This window comes from Algoriphagus sp. Y33 (assembly GCF_014838715.1).
GTDB lineage: Bacteria > Bacteroidota > Bacteroidia > Cytophagales > Cyclobacteriaceae > Algoriphagus.
In genome coordinates, this window is sequence record NZ_CP061947.1 from 1,488,877 (window position 1) to 1,506,169 (window position 17,293).

17 protein-coding genes and 1 riboswitch are annotated in these 17,293 nt (G+C 41.4%); of the genes, 10 read left to right on the top strand and 7 right to left on the bottom strand.

Features of this window, described 5'->3' with window-relative positions:
• Positions 1-48: 48 nt before the first annotated feature.
• From ID165_RS06060 to ID165_RS06080, 5 genes are all read right to left on the bottom strand, one after another.
• The gene (locus ID165_RS06060) at positions 49-2,820 is read right to left on the bottom strand and encodes a M48 family metallopeptidase (RefSeq protein WP_192349473.1); all 2,772 of its coding nucleotides are present in this window, start codon (positions 2,818-2,820) and stop codon (positions 49-51) included.
• 17 nt (positions 2,821-2,837) lie between these two features.
• Positions 2,838-3,125, bottom strand: a complete 288-nt coding sequence (gene gatC, locus ID165_RS06065) for an Asp-tRNA(Asn)/Glu-tRNA(Gln) amidotransferase subunit GatC (RefSeq protein ID WP_192349474.1) — start codon at positions 3,123-3,125, stop codon at positions 2,838-2,840.
• A 130-nt stretch (positions 3,126-3,255) separates the two neighbouring features.
• Positions 3,256-3,987: a 1-acyl-sn-glycerol-3-phosphate acyltransferase gene (locus ID165_RS06070; protein WP_192349475.1), complete on the bottom strand. Its 732-nt coding sequence runs from the start codon at positions 3,985-3,987 to the stop codon at positions 3,256-3,258.
• Positions 3,980-4,354: a cyanoglobin gene (locus ID165_RS06075; protein ID WP_192349476.1), complete on the bottom strand. Its 375-nt coding sequence runs from the start codon at positions 4,352-4,354 to the stop codon at positions 3,980-3,982. The genes ID165_RS06070 and ID165_RS06075 overlap by 8 nt, the downstream gene beginning before the upstream one ends.
• 22 nt (positions 4,355-4,376) lie before the next feature.
• The gene (locus tag ID165_RS06080) at positions 4,377-5,732 is read right to left on the bottom strand and encodes a nodulation protein NfeD (RefSeq protein ID WP_192349477.1); all 1,356 of its coding nucleotides are present in this window, start codon (positions 5,730-5,732) and stop codon (positions 4,377-4,379) included.
• A gap of 250 nt (positions 5,733-5,982) precedes the next feature.
• Here ID165_RS06080 and ID165_RS06085 point away from each other — a divergent pair, with 250 nt between their 5' ends.
• The 3 genes from ID165_RS06085 (at position 5,983) to ID165_RS06095 (ending at position 8,609) form a co-directional block, all read left to right on the top strand.
• Positions 5,983-7,152, top strand: coding sequence for a LysM peptidoglycan-binding domain-containing protein (locus ID165_RS06085; protein ID WP_192349478.1), 1,170 nt, complete (start codon positions 5,983-5,985; stop codon positions 7,150-7,152).
• 135 nt (positions 7,153-7,287) lie between these two features.
• Positions 7,288-7,842: a hypothetical protein gene (locus tag ID165_RS06090; RefSeq protein ID WP_192349479.1), complete on the top strand. Its 555-nt coding sequence runs from the start codon at positions 7,288-7,290 to the stop codon at positions 7,840-7,842.
• Positions 7,842-8,609, top strand: a complete 768-nt coding sequence (locus ID165_RS06095) for a TIGR02757 family protein (RefSeq protein ID WP_192349480.1) — start codon at positions 7,842-7,844, stop codon at positions 8,607-8,609. Before ID165_RS06090 ends, ID165_RS06095 begins: the two co-directional genes overlap by 1 nt.
• Positions 8,610-8,619: 10 nt before the next feature.
• On the opposite strand, the gene aceK is transcribed toward ID165_RS06095, so the two are convergent.
• Entirely contained in the window at positions 8,620-10,347 is a 1,728-nt protein-coding gene (gene aceK, locus ID165_RS06100) for a bifunctional isocitrate dehydrogenase kinase/phosphatase (protein ID WP_192349481.1), read from the bottom strand.
• Between the two features lie 317 nt (positions 10,348-10,664).
• Between aceK and ID165_RS06105 the strand changes: the two genes are divergently transcribed.
• From ID165_RS06105 to ID165_RS06120, 4 genes are read left to right on the top strand one after another with little or no spacing between them, the layout of a single operon-like run.
• Positions 10,665-11,348, top strand: a complete 684-nt coding sequence (locus ID165_RS06105) for a hypothetical protein (protein ID WP_192349482.1) — start codon at positions 10,665-10,667, stop codon at positions 11,346-11,348.
• A gap of 1 nt (position 11,349) precedes the next feature.
• Positions 11,350-11,988, top strand: coding sequence for a CoA pyrophosphatase (locus tag ID165_RS06110; protein ID WP_192349483.1), 639 nt, complete (start codon positions 11,350-11,352; stop codon positions 11,986-11,988).
• Between the two features lie 56 nt (positions 11,989-12,044).
• Positions 12,045-13,298, top strand: coding sequence for a DUF819 domain-containing protein (locus tag ID165_RS06115; RefSeq protein ID WP_192349484.1), 1,254 nt, complete (start codon positions 12,045-12,047; stop codon positions 13,296-13,298).
• Positions 13,298-13,540 (top strand): (2Fe-2S) ferredoxin domain-containing protein, encoded by a 243-nt coding sequence (locus tag ID165_RS06120; protein ID WP_192349485.1) that lies wholly within the window; start codon positions 13,298-13,300, stop codon positions 13,538-13,540. Before ID165_RS06115 ends, ID165_RS06120 begins: the two co-directional genes overlap by 1 nt.
• 17 nt (positions 13,541-13,557) lie before the next feature.
• Here ID165_RS06120 and ID165_RS06125 read toward each other — a convergent pair whose 3' ends face one another.
• Positions 13,558-13,878, bottom strand: coding sequence for a YbjQ family protein (locus ID165_RS06125; RefSeq protein ID WP_192349486.1), 321 nt, complete (start codon positions 13,876-13,878; stop codon positions 13,558-13,560).
• A 279-nt stretch (positions 13,879-14,157) separates the two neighbouring features.
• Between ID165_RS06125 and ID165_RS06130 the strand changes: the two genes are divergently transcribed.
• From ID165_RS06130 to ID165_RS06140, 3 genes are all read left to right on the top strand, one after another.
• Positions 14,158-14,604 (top strand): response regulator, encoded by a 447-nt coding sequence (locus ID165_RS06130; RefSeq protein WP_192349487.1) that lies wholly within the window; start codon positions 14,158-14,160, stop codon positions 14,602-14,604.
• A gap of 68 nt (positions 14,605-14,672) precedes the next feature.
• The gene (locus ID165_RS06135) at positions 14,673-15,989 is read left to right on the top strand and encodes a hypothetical protein (protein WP_225587006.1); all 1,317 of its coding nucleotides are present in this window, start codon (positions 14,673-14,675) and stop codon (positions 15,987-15,989) included.
• Positions 15,990-16,078: 89 nt separating this feature from the next.
• Positions 16,079-16,177: riboswitch (SAM riboswitch) on the top strand.
• Between the two features lie 64 nt (positions 16,178-16,241).
• The gene (locus ID165_RS06140) at positions 16,242-17,291 is read left to right on the top strand and encodes a homocysteine S-methyltransferase family protein (protein ID WP_192349488.1); all 1,050 of its coding nucleotides are present in this window, start codon (positions 16,242-16,244) and stop codon (positions 17,289-17,291) included.
• The last annotated feature ends 2 nt before the right edge of the window (positions 17,292-17,293 follow it).

Here is a 17,293-nt window from a genome sequence, read left to right on the forward strand (position 1 = left end):
TTGGGGTGGAAAATAAATTTCCGCTTACACAAAAAACGTTAATGTAATTCAATAGTTTGGGTTTTGAAGGCTTGTAAGTTCTTCTGGACTAATCCATTGCTTTAAAAGTTCCAAGGATTCTGCGGCATAAGTATCAAGCCCACTTTCTCTTGCTGCTTTGATTTTCTTGATCCATAAGATAGGGTCTTGATTGAATTCAGTAGCAGAATTCAAAATTTCATATTGATCCAATGGGTCATTTTTCGATTCTATTTCGCTTATAATCAGGGGGCTAAGGTATGGGTTTGCTGTCAGCTCCTCGCTTGCTTTGATCCAAGAAACAAAGGCGTCTATCGAATTCTTGTTCTTAAAATCCGGGTTGTTTAAAAAGGTTGAAAGCTTTGGGTCGGGCTCGATTTTATCAAAAATAAATTTTCCCAATTCCTGTAAATCTTCTTTGACCAGACCATGGGACTTGTAAGCAATGAGGCGAATTGCGATGTCCGTTTTCAATGCATTTTCGGGAAATGCCCGCCACTGTGACACCAAACTTAGAGGCGAAGTTTGGTGAATTTGACTGATTATTTTCAAATACTCAGATATTGCAGTGTTCTGATCGGAAAGATATTCAGGAAGTTGAACGTGATATTTTACCCGGATTTCTACTGCCTTGTCAGGCATTCCGGCAAGTCCAAAAATACTCCAGTGATGTGTGCTAAATCCCTGAAATCCCTTTTCCTCCGCCGCTATAAATTCGTTGGCTGCTTTTTGGAAATCCAGATTTTGAGCTAAAATACTTCCGGAGAGTTGTAAGTAATAAGCAGCATCATTTGGGTTTCTAAAGGCCAACCCATTTAGGTTTTTTACTGTCTCAGCTATTCTGCCGGCTGACAAATTTCTTATCACGGCAGTTTCCTGAAGATCCATTAGATACTCTGCCATTTCGGGGTTTTGCCCCAGGCTATCTAATAATTCCAAGTCTGCATCCGGGATACTTCTGTTGATCTCAGACATCAGATTCCTCCATCCCGCATTGATCAGCATAGGGGAGTCTTCGGTATGCAATTTTTTCCTTATGGATAGCACCAGTTCTTTTGAAGGGAGATTGCCTAGCGCATTGGATGTAGAAAGCTCGTTGATCTGAGAGATCAAATCTGAAGGATGTGTTGGTGCGGTTTCAGGTTGGCCTAGTTTGGTTTTTAAAGCGACAAGGTTTGATTTCAAGACCCGACTTGTGCTTTCGGTAGTTTTTATTAAATCCAATCCCTCAGCCGACCTGTTGACTTTAATATAAAGTAAGCTCAGATTATTGGCCAAATGGGGCTCGTTTGGAAAAAGTGAAAGTCCGTTTTCCAAATAGTAGATAGCTCCAAAAATGTCATTTTCCACATGCAATCTATCACTTAGGAGTAAGATGTTGTCTACTTGCGGAGCTTCTGTAAAGCTTTCTTCTAAATGACGCTTAGCCAAGGTAGGCTGCTTGAGATCCAGCAATAGTTTAGCTGTAAGGAATTTGGCTTTGGGATTTTTGCGATAGCGCATCCATGCATTTTCATATAGGATGCTAGCTTCCAGCTTCTTGTCAGTTTGGTAGTAATAGTCAGCAAGAATATTACTCGTCATGGCATTTGCCTGTACTCCGACTATTCCGCCAGTATAGGTAGTGATGACTAGGATTACAATTAATCCACCCAGTCTAATATGATAATAGACAAGAGAGTATGGTTTGTATAGTATTTTTTCTACAGCTTTGCCTGAATTCATGATGGACATGAAATTTGCCAATAGGTAGACGTAGAAAAACAAGGAAAAGCCAAGTTGAGAATAGACAAGGAGATGCTTGAAAAACTCTTCTGCGGGTTGATTTCCCGATAGCTTCAGTTTCCAGACCAGCCACACTGCCAATCCCCATCCAACTAAATGCAGAGCCTTAATGACTGTAGGACTTGAAACTAATTGACCACTTTGCTCTACTTTTTCCCCAATCGAAACCCAACCGAACACCCCAAGAGGCAAAAGTAGGAATAGGGGAGAGAAAATGGGGAAAGGAATGTTTAACTCTCCCTGCAAATCCAATAAAATGCAGAAAAGCGTAACAAGATAGATCAGGGTTATCAGGCTGATTTGAACAGTGATGTTCAGGTTGAGGTTTCGGTTGGCTCTGGCAAGTAAAATGTAAATGCCGGAAAGTATTCCGTGCCCATTCCAAAATACCCAGGCTAGTGCAAGTCCGAAACCAATGGTCAACGAATGTTCGGCAAGATAAATCTCCGGGTCTTGAATTGGGCTGAGTATGATAAGTAGTGCTAAAGCTGTGAATGTGGCAGCAGAGGAAATTAGCCATTTCATCACTACCTGAATTCGTTGACCCCAGAGATGAAAACAGATCATGGGAAGCAATGTTCCCGCCAATAGGATTATCAAGGGGTAATTGGCACTTGGCCCCCCTATATTTAGCCCATTGAAATTACTAAACGTGAGAAGAAGAATCCAGGCTATACCTCCAACGATGAAGTACGCTTTCTTGAATTCGGTGAGTAGAGTAAGAACAGAAACAACTCCTAGCCATACAATAACGGCATAGAGTAGTGATTCCCTTCGATGGAATTCCGTCCCCAGAGCTTTGAATTCCTGAAAAATGAGGTAATTGTCTATCTGGATAGGAAAAGAAATAGGACCTATCTGAACCCAGTCAAATGGAATCGGTATAGTGTCCAGAAACGATCCTGCCTTTATATTGATATAGGGCTGAGGGTCAAAAATCAGATAATACAGCGCAAAAAAAACTCCTGAAATAATAAATAGGAGAGCTAAAATTTTAAAGGGTTCTGAGTTGTTCAATGTGTTTTTCAACTGCGTTACTCCATTACTTTAGGTACGCGGAAATAGTCAAAGTCCTTCTTCGGCGCATTTTTTAGCCCGGAATCATGGTCTAGCTGATGTCCTATTTTGTCCTCACGCATTACATTCACTTCGGAAGACATGGTAGTAAGTGGAGCTACGTTTTCAGTATCAATAGCATTCAATTGCTCCACCCAGTCTAGGATTTGACTCATGTCTTTAGACATTTTCTCAGCACTGCTTTCATCAAATTCCAATCTTGCGAGATGAGCGATCTTTTTGATTGAATTGGTATCTATTTTCATGTCTTTATAATTTGTTTTTTAAAGGCCACATATCCGTCCCGAACTCGATTCGGGAGAATCTCGTAGATTTTATAATCATCCCAGTGTATGTCGTTTTCGACATGCCTGTCTGTCTCAGGCAGGCTCGATTTCATGTGTTTGAGTTGTCCTGGTCTAGTTGAGACTGAATTACTTGAAAGCATTTTTCTTTCAGTGCATTTTCAGAGTCCCACTTCCCGGGAAGTAAAGGCTCGTGGAGGGTCATCTTAGCCGGCCTCCAGCGAAGCAATAACTTACCGTCGTCAGGCAAAATTAGATGATTATAGGATAAAGTGACAGGGATAATCGGGATTTGTTTGTCCTTGGCCAGCCGAAAAGCCCCGTTTTTAAAGGGAATCATCTCAGGAGGGTTTTTGGTAAAGATTCCTCCTTCAGGAAAAATGATTACACTACTCCCCGAATTAAGCGCTTCATCTGTGCGTTTCAGCGTTTCTGCACGACTTTTCAATCTGTCCCGATCCACTGCTATATGAAGATTTTTAAAGTAATAACCGAACAGGGGGGCTTTACGAATGGAGGCTTTGCCTACGAAAAGCACATCACCGGGGATTAATCCCATCATTGCGATGTCTAGGTAACTGAAATGATTTGCCAGATAAATATAGGGTTTGTCTTTTTCTATTTTTTCACTTTCCTGAATTTTAACCGGGAGGAAAATACAGACGAAATATGCTTTTGCCCAGTATCGATTGATTTTTCGGCCATATTTTTTCCATCCCGGAATCCATATACAAATCCATATGAATGGAAAAATAAGCAGAAAGCTAATCACAAAGATTAATGAGGCATAGATGGAATATAGCCTTGAAAGAAGCTTACTCATGGTTGATCATGTGGTTTGCCGCTTTGACAAAATAACTCATCATAGCCCCAGAGATATTGATATCAAGATCAAGCCGGTCCATAGCAGTTAGCATTGTGTTCATCCAGTGGTCACGCATCTCGGAATCTATTTTCCACTTGGCATGCCGCATCCTCAATCGTGGATGACCCCGCTGTTCAGAATAGATTTCCGGTCCTCCGAATACCTGTAGCAAAAAAAGAAACAAACGTTCTTCCGCAGGCTGTAAATCGTCAGGATATAGTTTTTTGAGAGACTCATTTTTTGCCACTTCCTGATAGAAAAATGTAGTGAGTAAGCGGATTCGCTCCTCGCCGACCAAGTCGTATATCGTCTGAGGGGTATTCATGCCGCAAACTTACCAAATTCTTTCAAGCCTCCCACTTTTTCACTTTCAGTGAAGTTCCTTCAGTGGAAATGACAATGATTTTTTCTCCCTGATCAATAAATTCACCTCTGGAATAGGCATCATAGATGTCTCCATCTATTTCGATTTTTCCACTTGGCCTGAGTCGTGAATGTACCAGTCCGATTTTACCTTTGAGTGAATCTGCATAGAAAGATGAAGTGTAGCCTTCACTTCTTTGCTGAGTTGAAGCTAGTGTGATTGTTTTGAACGCTCCCCATTCATTGACTTTTGGAGTTAGCCAGAATACTAACCCAACAGAGGCGATTGCAGCCAATATCACAGTCAACAACGCAGTAAAGAGATCCGCGGCAGGCACAAAGTCAAAGTTGAAATTTTGATTTGGGATCATGCCTAGAACTAAGCCCGTGAGAATTCCTATGATCCCCAGAACTCCAAATATCCCAAATCCGGGTATAACAAATAGCTCTACGGCCAACAAAATCACTCCTATAAAAAAGACTAGGATTTCCCAGTTAGCAGCAAGCCCGCTAAGATAGTATGGGATAAAATAAAGCAGCGTAGCGATTAGTGAAGCGAGAATAGGGAATCCTACCCCGGGAGTTTGTAATTCAAAATACAAACCTCCTATAATGATCAATATCAAAAAACCACTTACCGCAGGATTTAAGAAGAATGCGATTATCTGTTCTACTTGATCCGGTTCATATGCAATAATCTCGGCATCTTTAAGGTTTTGCGCAATTAGAATAGCTTGAATGGAATCATACTGTCCATTGCAAAACCCATATTTTACAGCTTCTGAAACAGAAAATGTGATCACAGAACCGGCTTCAGATATACCCTCAATCTCTATTTTTTCATCCACCATTGCTTCAGCTATTTTAGGATCCCTTCCTTTGGCTTCGGCTGTACTTCTCATCATCGAGCGCATGTACGATTGATACTTGTCAGGAGCGGCGGCTCCATCAGCACCATTGACTACCGTCGCTGCACCTATACTAGCCCCCGGAGCCATATAAATGCTGTCTGTTGCAATGGAAATCAGTGCGCCGGCAGATGCTGCATCTTTATTTATAAAGACGTATATAGGAGTAGTAGAATTGAGAATTATCGTCCTGATTTCATCGGCGTCATTTACAGCTCCCCCATAGGTGTCCATTTCAATAATAATCAGATCAACTTCATCTTGTTCGGCTTTTTCCAATGCCAGTTTTACCCGGCGGGTCATCGCAGGATCTATATCTTTATCGATTTTGAAAGTGAAAACTTTCTTCGTAGCCACGGTATCAGTTTGTGCCAGAACAAGTTGACCGGAAAATAACAGGAAGATGAATAATGTGCTGAAATAGATTTTCATTTGGGATAGCAGGTTCGAATGATAAAAGATACGAAATACATGTAAAAACTGATTCTTTTCTTTAGATAGCCGGGGTTAGCCTATGTATTTTTGCTGCTCAAACTCGGGTTCGGGAATTTATGCTAGAATCTTCCCATGGAATAAAAGATCTCTGTAACTTCCTTTCTTTTCTAGCATAATTCTTGTGCCTCTTGACTATGGAAATTAATCTTGTATTTCTAATTCGTTTACTCCCAACTCAGTACATTCTATGAACAACAGCTCACAGTTTTTCTGGTTCTTCCTTGTTTTCTTTCTTTCTTCCTCATTGACAATGGCTTCCGGGCTTGTTTCTATCGATTCAGTTGGAGTCCAGCGCGTAGGAGAGCAGTCTTTTATTTTACATGAAGTTGATCCCAAAGAGACTCTTTTCGGTATTTCACGCAGGTATAAGTCTCCTGTGAGTGACATTATAGAAGCAAATCCTGTGTTAAAACAAGGGTTGAAAATCGGTCAGACTATCAAAGTTCCTTATGTGTCGATAGCGGAGCTGCCTGCGGGTTCTGTATTGCATAATGTAGTTCCGGGAGAAACGCTTTTTTCTATTTCCAAAAAATACGGAGTATCAGTAGAAAGTGTGATGAAGGGCAATGGTCTGAAAGGCAATGATCTAAGTGTTGGGCAGTCCTTGATTATTGAGCCAGCTGTTCCGGTCGCTGTAGCGAAAGAACCTGAGCCGGTAATAGCTGTAGCTACACATACATCAGGCGGTAAATCAGGGAATAAAGAAAAGGAAAAGCCAGCCAAAAGAGCTGAGGAGGCTCCAAAAGCAAAAGAGAGCACAGAGCCGGTTTCAAAAGCTGAATCTGCTAAGCAGTCAAATTCAAAGGCAGCTGCGGAAACGAGTAAGCCAATGGTGCCGGGTGAATGGAGATCACATATTGTTCAGAGCGGAGAGACACTTTTTTCCATTGCAAGTCAATATTCAGCACGTGTGGAAGATTTGATTACATGGAATGCCTTGACATCCAATAATCTTCGACAAGGCCAAACTCTCAAAGTAGGACGTGGTGCCATGGAGGAATCTACAGTTCCCGTAATAGGAGCTCCAAAAATCGTTTCGAGTGCAGATGAAATGATGGTGGAGCCTGCAGACACAAATAAATCGGGGAGCTTTAAGAATATTAAAGAAACAGGCCAAGCTGAACTGATCGAAGGTACCGGTGGGCACAAAAAATACTTGGTACTACATAGAACTGCGCCTGTAGGTACAATCATGCGCGTGAAAAATGAAGAAAATGATGTGACGATTTTCGCTAGAGTAGTGGGTACGCTTCCGGAAACAGGGGATAACGGCAAACTGGTAATCAAGCTTTCTCAAGCTGCTTTTGATCAATTGAAAGCTGTGAATGGTAGATTTCCTGTGGAGGTCATGTATTGATATTAGTTCCTTGAACATATTGAAAGACTGTCAGATATGGCGGTCTTTTTTTGTTATGAACCTATATGTTGATCTTGAGGTTTTAGAAGCGAATTTTGGTTTCCGCTGAGCCACTGCTAATTTTGCATTCGAGCTATGAATAAAGTCCAACTCATATTCCACCACATTTTCCGGTTCATTTGGAATCTGATTTTTATTGTTTCTTACCCGATTTTGGCAAGTTTTGGTCTGCTGTTTATCGGTATCACCTACGTGTTTTCTTTGCTGTCCAGGTTTCTGAACAGACTTCGCCCTGAAGGCAAAAAGGTCATTTTGAAAGAATCGGTATGGGAAGATTTACCTTATTCGGGAGATTTGCTGGAAGCCAAATTGATCAAACATATTGTTTTTGGGCCGTCTGGCTTTAAATTTAGGAGGAAAGATGGTGTGCCATCTGTACTCTCTGATTACGTTTTCGGCAAAAAAGTAAGAGTGCTTGAGGAGGGCTTTATTCTGGAAAAATGGAATGCCACTGAATCTAAAGATTTGCCGGATTTTGATATTTGTCTCTATAACCCCGATGAAGATTCACTTCGCACACTCACCACTATCAAATGCTTTGACTGGCATGTGTCGGAGATAGTTGACAATGAGCTTTGCTTCAAATGGTTTGACGGTACGCAGGGTGGGGAAGTTAAAGTTGCGCTTTGATGCAAAATCTTAAGAACTTTTTAGACGATAAGGTTGATCAGTATAACCGTCCCGGCTTTATTACATTTGATCCCATATCTATTCCGCATCGGTTTGCAAAAAAAGAAGATATAGAGATTTCGGGGTTCTTTGCTGCTATTTTGGCATGGGGACAGCGTAAGACTATTATTAATAAATGCGTTGAATTATTTCAAATGATGGATAATTCGCCGCACGACTTTTTGCTGAATCATCAAGAGGATGATTTGAAACCTTTCCTGAACTTCAAGCACAGAACCTTCAATGAGGTGGATACACTATATTTTGTACATTTTTTAAGTTGGTTTTACAAAAAGCACAGTTCCCTTGAGGAGGCATTTCTCATCGGGCAAACGGGGAAAGTGGGGGCGATGGAATCTATTTTGACGAAGTTTCAGGAGTTCTTCTTTTCTTTACCGGATTCTCCACCCCGTACACGGAAGCATATCGCCACACCCATCCGAAAGGCTGCTTGCAAGCGCATCAACATGTATTTACGATGGATGGTTAGAGAAGATGATAAGGGCGTTGATTTTGGACTGTGGAAGAACATCTCACCTTCACAGCTGATATGTCCCTGTGACCTGCATGTGGATCGGGTAGGAAGAAAGTTGGGACTGATTACCAGAAAACAGACTGATTGGCTTGCAGCTGTGGAATTGACCCAAAAGCTCAGAGAATTCGATGCTGATGATCCAGTCAAGTATGACTTTGCATTATTCGGTTTGGGAGTAGAAGAGAAGTTCTGATTAATTCTCCTTAAATTTTTTCATGAGGCCGAAACCTGATCTCATCGGGATAGGGGAAAGCGTGGATTAGCTCGCCGGATGTAATTCTTCGCTGGATTCCCTGCCAACAAACCGGATCAAAAAGATCTTGGTGATAAGAAAGAAAATGATCCTTGAGATCCTTTCTGCCTATCATCCATCGCTTGAAATCTTCCGGGAAAACATCGTTTTTGGCAATAGAATACCATGGTTCAGGGGCATAAATCTGCTCGTACGTTTCCGCTTTTGGTTTGATGCGGAAATTCATATCTGTCAAAAATTCAATTTCATCATAATCGTAAAAAATCACCCGTTTTTGCCGTGTAAGACCAAAGTTCTTGGTCATCATATCGCCCGGAAATATATTCGCCTGCGCCAGCTGGAGAATTGCTCTTCCATAATCTTCTGTAGCCCTCCTTCCTTCTTCTGTACTACAGTGTTCCAGAAACAGATTTAAAGGCTCCATTCTCCTTTCTGTATATAGATGTTTGATAATTAGGTGAGAATCGGTGATGTTCAAAAGGGAATTGACTGTTTTCCTCAGTTCTATCATCAAGGACGGGCTGATTCGCTCAATCGGAATTTTGAAGTATTCAAATTCATGAGTATCGGCCATTCTACCCACACGGTCATGAAGAGACACAAGTTTATATTTCCCTCTTACTTCTTGTCTAGTCATGGTTTTTGGCGGCTCAAAGTGATCCTTGATCATCTTGAACACAATGTTCAAAGACGGCAAAGTGAATACAGTCATGACCATCCCTTTTATTCCTGCGGCCACTTCGAATTGATCTTCACTGGCATCCAAGTGATAAAGAAAATCTCTGTAAAAAAGCGTCTTTCCATGTTTATTAAATCCTATGGCGTTGTAGAGTTCATGGATTTTCTTGTGAGGTATGACCGAGTTGAGAAAGCCGACTACTTGTGAGGGGACTTCTGCTTCGACCATAAAATAGGATCGCGTAAAACTGAACATACTGCTCATCAGATTGGGATCGAAAATCAGGGTATCTACAAATACTCCTTTTTCTCCGTGCAGGACAGGGATGATAAAAGGCATCCACTTATGTCCTAAAAATGTCCTTCCGATCAAATATGCCGCTTTATTCCTATAGAAAACTGATTTTAAGATCTGGGTTTTCGTGTCTGGACCGACTCGGTATCTTGTCAAAATCACCTTTCGGACGCCTGCTATCAGAAATTTGATATCTTGTTCTTTGTCCATAAAAGGAGCACCGAAATCATAATCATCGAGGATTTGCCTGATATTTTTTTCCAGACCAAAGAATGAGGGATAGGTTCTTAAAAGTTCATCCGACTCTCTGACAGCGCATGAGTCGAACCCTTCCATGACAAACATCAATTCTTCATTGATGGTCAATTTTGGATAGCTTTTCCGGATCACCGAGTTGAAAAATGTTTCTGCCAATTCTATATCAGGCCTGCCTGCAATCAGCGATTGGTACACTGATTTTATTTCTTTCCAATTTGAGAAGTCAGTTGATTTATCTCCTAGCATTTCTGAACATTCTGTTGCCAGTGGAAACAGTAGATCCTTGTATAGACGTAGGCGCTGCTTACTGTTCAGATGTGTGGCATGCCAAGCTTTCTCACTGAAATACTTTGGAGCCAATCTGGTGTAGGTGTTGAAAAGCTCCATGTAAGTGATGAAGCCTGTTTCTATTTTACGTGCAAGTTGAGCTGTGAGAGTTGAAGCCATAGAAGTTTATTCATTCAAACTTAATGAAAAGCTAAAGTTAGACCCTATTTTTTTCAGGTCTTAGGTAAGATATAATTTCATTGATTTTTAAGGGTTTATAGTAAAAAAGTATAAAGGAAAATAAAATTTTGAAAATCTTTCGCAATCGATTGTTTGGAGTATATGAAAACATTTTCTAATTTTCGAAGGTATTCATAAAACGAATATCTACAATAGGTTTAATAGGTTTGAGAGCAGGAAAAGGTTGGGTCAATGTCCCAACCTTTTTTGTTTTTTGGTCGTCCTGACTTAGCTTAACCTTATCAATTAAAACTTTCATGAGGAGCCCGAAAATCACATTCGTTTATCTTGCCATTTTTGGCTTAGCTTTTTTGTCTTTTTTTGCCTGCGACAGCAAAAATGAACAAGCTGACGTAAGCGCAGACAATTTTTCTGTAGATGAAGAAGAGCTAGAACGAAATCGATCCCAGATAGATGTGGCATTAGCCCAAAATGAGCTTTGGCATTCTCACTGGGAAAATGAAATTGGAATGTTTGAAGCTTCTCAATTCCAATTGACCATGACTGATTCCATAGATCCTATGGAGATGCCTGAGAAAAATCCTATTCTCAAAGGAGATCCTCTATTTCCCTATCAATTTCCCCATCCATCAGGAGATGGCACTATGGATATTTACAGTTATAAGGTGGAAGCGCACGAAAGTATTGATTCGCCTTTCTTGAATCCGGACTCGGAGGTAGTGTGGTATAGACAAGACGGAATGAGGGAACGTTTACTTTTTATGGGGCCTTCAGGAATGTTTGAGGATGGAATGTGGCTGAATGAAAGCGAATTTTTGGTGTTAGGTTATTTTCAGGGAATGAATGGATTTAGACCGATGGTCTGGCTTATAAATGTAGAAACCCACATCCTGAAGCAGTTTCAATTGGAAAAAGCCTCTGAGTCTTATGTCCCGCAATCCTACATCAGTAATAAAATCAAACAGCTAGATTTGGTTTAATATGGATTTCGGGAGTGTTTTGAATTTGTTGGAAAAAGGAATGGAGCATCCACTTCCCGGAAAAGAAGCGCAGCTTTTCATGTCGCCAAATCCTGTGGATATGAGAAGGTTTGATACAAAACTTCCTGATAATCATCGCAGAGGTGCTGTGTTGATACTCCTTTATCCCAATGAAAAAAAGGCGTTTTTTCCTCTGATCAAGAGACCTGATTATGAAGGAGTACACAGTGGACAGATTGCTTTTCCAGGCGGAAAAATGGAGAAAGAGGATGGGGACGAAATAGAAACGGCCCTTCGCGAAGCTTGGGAAGAAGTAGGTGTACATCCTGAGCAAGTTAACCTGATTGGAAGGATGAGTACATTGTTCATTCCTGCGAGTAATTTTTTGGTAACACCCGTTTTGGGCTACTCTGAAGCTATACCGGACTTTGTGCCGGAAGAAAGAGAAGTATCTAAAATCATCCAAACTGCGGTCAGCACACTCTATGAGCCTAGTTTTCGTAAGCAAAAGATTTTGGAATTCAGTGATAATTTCCGTCTGGACACGCCATATTTTGAGGTAGATAAGGAGATGGTTTGGGGAGCGACGGCGATGATTCTCAGTGAGCTGCTGCAGATTCTCGAAAATGGAAAGAGGTAGACTTTGGGCTTTTTGGCCAATTGTTGGTATTGTTGCAGTTGATTAGCCCGGATATAATGGAAGAAAATACCCCCTTGCTTACAAATGATGCAGTAGTTTTTGGATTGCTTATGGCTATTCTGGCACTTGTTTTTGTTACCTCAGCCAGTGATAAACCGTTTTGGAAGAAATTCTACCGTGTCGTTCCTACAGTTTTACTATGTTATTTTATTCCTGCGCTGGCCAATTCTTTTGGAATCATCTCAGGGGAAACCTCCCAACTGTACGGAGTAGCCAGCAGGTATCTTCTTCCTGCTTCTTTAGTTCTTTTTACTGTAAGTATTGACATCAAAGGGATATCGAAGCTAGGACCAAAGGCTGTTGTCATGTTTTTGTCCGGAACGGTTGGTATTATGCTCGGAGGACCCTTGGCCTTGCTGACTGTTGGCTTTTTCTTTCCGGATTTATTGGGAGGGAACGGACCCGATGAGATCTGGCGGGGACTGTCCACTATTGCCGGTTCTTGGATCGGTGGCGGTGCCAACCAGACAGCGATGCTACGAGTATTTGAACCAAGCCCGGTTCTTTTCAGTCAGATGATCGCTGTGGATGTGCTGGTTGCCAATCTCTGGATGGCCATACTTCTATATTGGGCTGCTAAACCGGATAAGATCGATAAGTTATTTAAAGCTGATAGTAGTGCTATTTATGAACTGAGGGACAAAATTGAAAAATTCAGGGAGGGAATTATGCGGATTCCGAGTTTGAAAGACACGATGGCTATTCTAGGTATAGGATTTGGAGTTACCGGGGTTGCTCACTTGATTGCTGATTTTGTGGCACCTTACATCGGTGAAAATTATCCTGAATTGGAACAGTACTCACTTAACTCAACTTTTTTCTGGATAGTGGTAGTCGCTACTACCCTAGGATTGCTTTTATCTTTTACCAAAGCGCGAAATCTTGAAGGGGCAGGTGCTTCTCGTATGGGCAGTGTTTTGCTGTATGTCTTGGTAGCTACTGTAGGTATGCAGATGGATTTGGGAGCTGTGTTGGATAATCCTGTGTTTTTTCTGATAGGTATTGTGTGGATGTTCTTCCATATTCTAATTATGCTCATTGTAGCCTATTTTATCAAAGCTCCGTTCTTCTATGTAGCGGTAGGGTCGCAGGCCAATGTGGGAGGAGCAGCATCGGCTCCGATTGTCGCTGCAGCTTTCGATGCGTCGCTGGCGCCTGTTGGCGTACTTTTGGCTGTGTTGGGTTATGCTGCAGGTACGTATGGTGCGTACCTTTGTGGATTGATGATGCAGGCTATTTCGGTAGGGTAATGAAACATTCAAGAAAACTAATCTTTATATGTAACGGATCCGATTGTAAAAAAGAGGGGGCCAAAAAATTATATAAAGGACTAAAAGAGGCCACTGATGAAGCTCCACTGAGAGGTACTTGCAAATTCATCAAAACTAAGTGTATAGATATGTGCAAAACAGCTCCAAATGTAATAGTGGGAGATCATTTTTGTAAAAAAACTACAGTGGAAAAGGTCTTGGTGCAACTAAAAAAGTCCTGAATTTTCAGGACTTTGCTTTAATTCTTTAGCACTTTCACCGCTGTGCCGCTGGCTGTGACCATTAGCATTCCATCTCGGATGGTTTCATAGTCTAAGTCAATTCCAAGTATTGCATTTGCGCCGAAAGCCCGAGCCTGCATTTCCATTTCGGTCATAGCAGTGGCTTTTGCTTCTCTGAGAACACGCTCATAGGCAGAAGATCGTCCTCCGACTATGTCAGTGATGCTTGCGAAAAAATCCTTGAATACATTGGCTCCTATAATGGTCTCTCCTGAAACAATTCCTAAGTATTGTTCCACGCTGTAGCCATCCAGTGAGTTAGTGGTTGTTACGATCATTGTGATATGCTGCTTATATTTTTAAAATGTGTTTTACTGTCGGAGTTCACGAATATATGAGGGAAAAGGTTTGCAGAAAATTTGGTGTTATTTCTTTTGATCTATCAAGATGCTATTTGGAATTTGCTCCCCTAAGGATTTAATGTCTGGGATTAAGAGGAAGTGGACTTGGATTAGCTATTGTGAAAAGATTGAGTGAACTTCAAGCTTCAAAAATCCAAGAGTTATCAATGAGCAGTGTTGAGGCTATTTTCAATCTTATATTGAAATTCATTTAGAGTGGAAGAAGACAAGTATACCCAAACAAGTGATTTAGAGTCCAGAAAGAATTACTTGCACTATTCGTCTATATTGGTGGCCGAAGACAATATGGTCAATCAGCTATTGATTAGGAAATTCTTGAAGAAATGGCATATGGGCAAACTAGTGATTGCTTCGGATGGACAGGAGGCGATTGACGAGTTTGAACAGGGGGAGTTTGATGTCGTACTCATAGATATACAAATGCCGGTAGTGGATGGTTTTGCAGTGGCAAAACGGATACGGGAAAACAAGGATTTGCTCAAAAGTAAAATCCCCATTTTAGTTCTAACGGCTAGTTCTTATCATGAGATCAAGGCTGAGATGGAGCAGATTGGTATTAATGATTATGTGGAAAAACCATTCACTCCTGAGGAACTGTATGGGAAATTAACTGAATATCTTAATTCGAAAGATATCGGTTAATACAGGTTTAGCATTAATTTTGCCTGACAGGTTTGAATCTGCCCAGCTTTACACAAATCCACTATTCAATGCCCCTTTTTAATAGATTCATATTATTGCTTTTTGTTTTTTTTGGTGTTGTTGATACTCAGGCACAACAATTAATAACAAAACGCTCCACTTTCTATGCCTTAGCGGGTACTTCAGGAGCCCGTCTTAATCAGTTTGACAACATACTGGCAGACCGTGGCTTATCCGGTTTGAGAAATAGGTATCAGACAATAGGATTAGGCTATCAGGCAAGAATCAATGATTTTGTGCTTGGAATGGATGTATTGCACAATAGAGGGGGAGTAAGTGAGCTCGATGATTTTTCTATGAACTACAGGACTTCCAGGGCATTGCTAAATGTAGGCTATGCATTTACCGAAGAATCACGATTTCAGCTAATCCACTATATGTCCATCGGAGTTGGATTCCTTAACTTTCAAATGCTACCCACCGAGCGCACAAGAGATCTTGATGCTTTTTTGGCAAAACCGGAGCAGGGATTTGTGCTTAGGGAAAAAGATATACAAAAAGGGACGTTGAATTATGGGAATTTCCTGACTGAAATCGGTTTTCAACTTAGCTATGATTTTGACTTGCCCGGTAGAAGAGAAGCACTACAGATTATAACCAAGATGGGGTATTCATTCAGTCCTCTGGAAGGGAAATGGAATATGAATGGAATCAACTTTGACAACGCCCAGAGTGGAGCATTTATAAGATTAGGTGCCGGTATCACATTACCCGATAGGAATTTCTTCTATAAAGATGCAAGCATAGGTGTCTCACTGATAAGAGGAGTTCACTTCACCATCCCGAAGAGATTTAATGCCAGGTTGAAAGAAGCAGGTCTGAATCCATTGAATACTACGCCTTCCAACTGGGGGTTAAGGATTTTGGGTGATACAGAGCGTCTCCTTTACGGTGCAGAACTTTATAATCTCGCATTGGATGGAAAGGCAAACGACGAAAAAAGACATTCTCTAAACAGCTTGAGAGTCTATGGAAATATAGGATATAATTTGATTGAATATAGAAATTTTGGTTTGGGGACATTAGTGGGTCTTGGATATGGCAATATACGCTATACACTTTTGACTAACGATAAGCCTGATTTTCCGGAACTATTTGAGCAGAGAGATTTTGATGGGTATTTGAGGAATAGCGGGCTGATGCTGAAGCCAGAAGTCTTTGCAGAATACGGGATTCCTATGACCAGACGAAAACTTTTTGACTTGGTGCTCACCGTAGCAGCGGGATACGAGATTCCTTTAGCAAATTATAAGCTAGGCGATTTGAGTATGTCGGGTTATATGGCAGGACCTTATTTGAGTTTCGGGGTAGGGGTAAGACCCTGATTTATTCATTTGACAATGTAATTCATCTTTTAGTAAATCCTTTTAGGAGATTCTCCTGTTTTATTATCAAAATGCTATTAACTTTGGGTTGCTTATCGAGAAAGACCGAGGGAAGGGCCCAACGACGTCTTAGCAACCTAGAAATAAGGTGCTAACTCCCATCCCGATATATCGGGAACAGATGAGCGGACTAGTACATCGTACTTCTCTCCGGTTTTGCTCGACAAGCTTTTTGATTAACAAAAAATCAGTATGCAAAACAGAACGGAATCCCTGCTTCAAGAACTTTCTAAGCGAATTTTAATCCTCGATGGAGCCATGGGAACCATGATTCAACGATATACCCTGACCGAGGAGGATTTTCGAACTCCTGAGCTAGCCGAACATCCCAAATCCCTGAAGGGGAATAATGATTTATTGTCTCTGAGTAAGCCCCAAATAATCAGGGAGATCCATGCTGAGTATTTCAGGGTGGGAGCAGATATTATTGAGACCAATACTTTCTCTGCCACCACAATTGCACAGGCAGATTATGATCTTTCGCATTTAGCATATACTATTAATGTGGAGTCTGCAAAGCTAGCAAGGGAGGTAGCTGACGAATTCACTGCAAAGAATCCGGATAAACCCCGCTTTGTGGCGGGGGCGATAGGGCCGACCAACAGAACGGCTTCGCTTTCGCCGGATGTGAATGACCCCGGCTATCGTGCAATCACTTTTGATCAGTTGGCAGAAGCCTATGCAGAGCAGGTTCGCGGGTTGTTGGATGGTGGAGCAGATATCCTATTGGTAGAGACGATTTTTGATACATTAAACGCCAAAGCTGCTCTGTATGCTATCCAGGATGTGTTTGAAGAAAGAAATATTCCGTTGGATCCTAAAGAAGGAGGTATCCCGATCATGATCTCCGGTACAATCACCGATGCTTCCGGGCGTACACTTTCGGGTCAGACTACTGAAGCATTTTTGATCTCCATATCGCATGTTCCCTTACTGTCAGTTGGATTGAACTGTGCTTTGGGGGCCAAAGAATTAAGACCCTATTTAAAAGTGTTGGCGCTGGAATCACCGTTCTATGTGAGTGCTTATCCGAATGCAGGCTTGCCGAATGAATTTGGACAATATGATCAGGGGGCAGATGAAATGGCGGATCAGATAAGGGACTTTTTGAAAGAAGGAATGCTGAATATTTTGGGGGGCTGTTGCGGCAGCACACCTGAGCATATTTCAGCTTTGGTAAAGATGGCTGCTGATTTTCAGCCGAGAAAATTACAAGTGGAACTAGAGGAAACGTTGGACTGAGA

Excerpts from the sequence above, each read along its gene's own strand:
- ID165_RS06110 (WP_192349483.1), top strand. The coding sequence starts at position 11,350 with ATGGATTTCGGGAGTGTTTTGAATTTGTTGGAAAAAGGAATGGAGCAT.
- ID165_RS06080 (WP_192349477.1), bottom strand. The coding sequence starts at position 5,732 with ATGAAAATCTATTTCAGCACATTATTCATCTTCCTGTTATTTTCCGGT.
- ID165_RS06075 (WP_192349476.1), bottom strand. The coding sequence starts at position 4,354 with ATGAATACCCCTCAGACGATATACGACTTGGTCGGCGAGGAGCGAATC.
- ID165_RS06090 (WP_192349479.1), top strand. The coding sequence starts at position 7,288 with ATGAATAAAGTCCAACTCATATTCCACCACATTTTCCGGTTCATTTGG.
- aceK (WP_192349481.1), bottom strand. The coding sequence starts at position 10,347 with ATGGCTTCAACTCTCACAGCTCAACTTGCACGTAAAATAGAAACAGGC.
- gatC (WP_192349474.1), bottom strand. The coding sequence starts at position 3,125 with ATGAAAATAGATACCAATTCAATCAAAAAGATCGCTCATCTCGCAAGA.
- ID165_RS06140 (WP_192349488.1), top strand. The coding sequence starts at position 16,242 with ATGCAAAACAGAACGGAATCCCTGCTTCAAGAACTTTCTAAGCGAATT.
- ID165_RS06095 (WP_192349480.1), top strand. The coding sequence starts at position 7,842 with ATGCAAAATCTTAAGAACTTTTTAGACGATAAGGTTGATCAGTATAAC.
- ID165_RS06070 (WP_192349475.1), bottom strand. The coding sequence starts at position 3,987 with ATGAGTAAGCTTCTTTCAAGGCTATATTCCATCTATGCCTCATTAATC.
- ID165_RS06085 (WP_192349478.1), top strand. The coding sequence starts at position 5,983 with ATGAACAACAGCTCACAGTTTTTCTGGTTCTTCCTTGTTTTCTTTCTT.
- ID165_RS06125 (WP_192349486.1), bottom strand. The coding sequence starts at position 13,878 with ATGATCGTAACAACCACTAACTCACTGGATGGCTACAGCGTGGAACAA.
- ID165_RS06120 (WP_192349485.1), top strand. The coding sequence starts at position 13,298 with ATGAAACATTCAAGAAAACTAATCTTTATATGTAACGGATCCGATTGT.
- ID165_RS06115 (WP_192349484.1), top strand. The coding sequence starts at position 12,045 with ATGGAAGAAAATACCCCCTTGCTTACAAATGATGCAGTAGTTTTTGGA.
- ID165_RS06135 (WP_225587006.1), top strand. The coding sequence starts at position 14,673 with ATGCCCCTTTTTAATAGATTCATATTATTGCTTTTTGTTTTTTTTGGT.
- ID165_RS06105 (WP_192349482.1), top strand. The coding sequence starts at position 10,665 with ATGAGGAGCCCGAAAATCACATTCGTTTATCTTGCCATTTTTGGCTTA.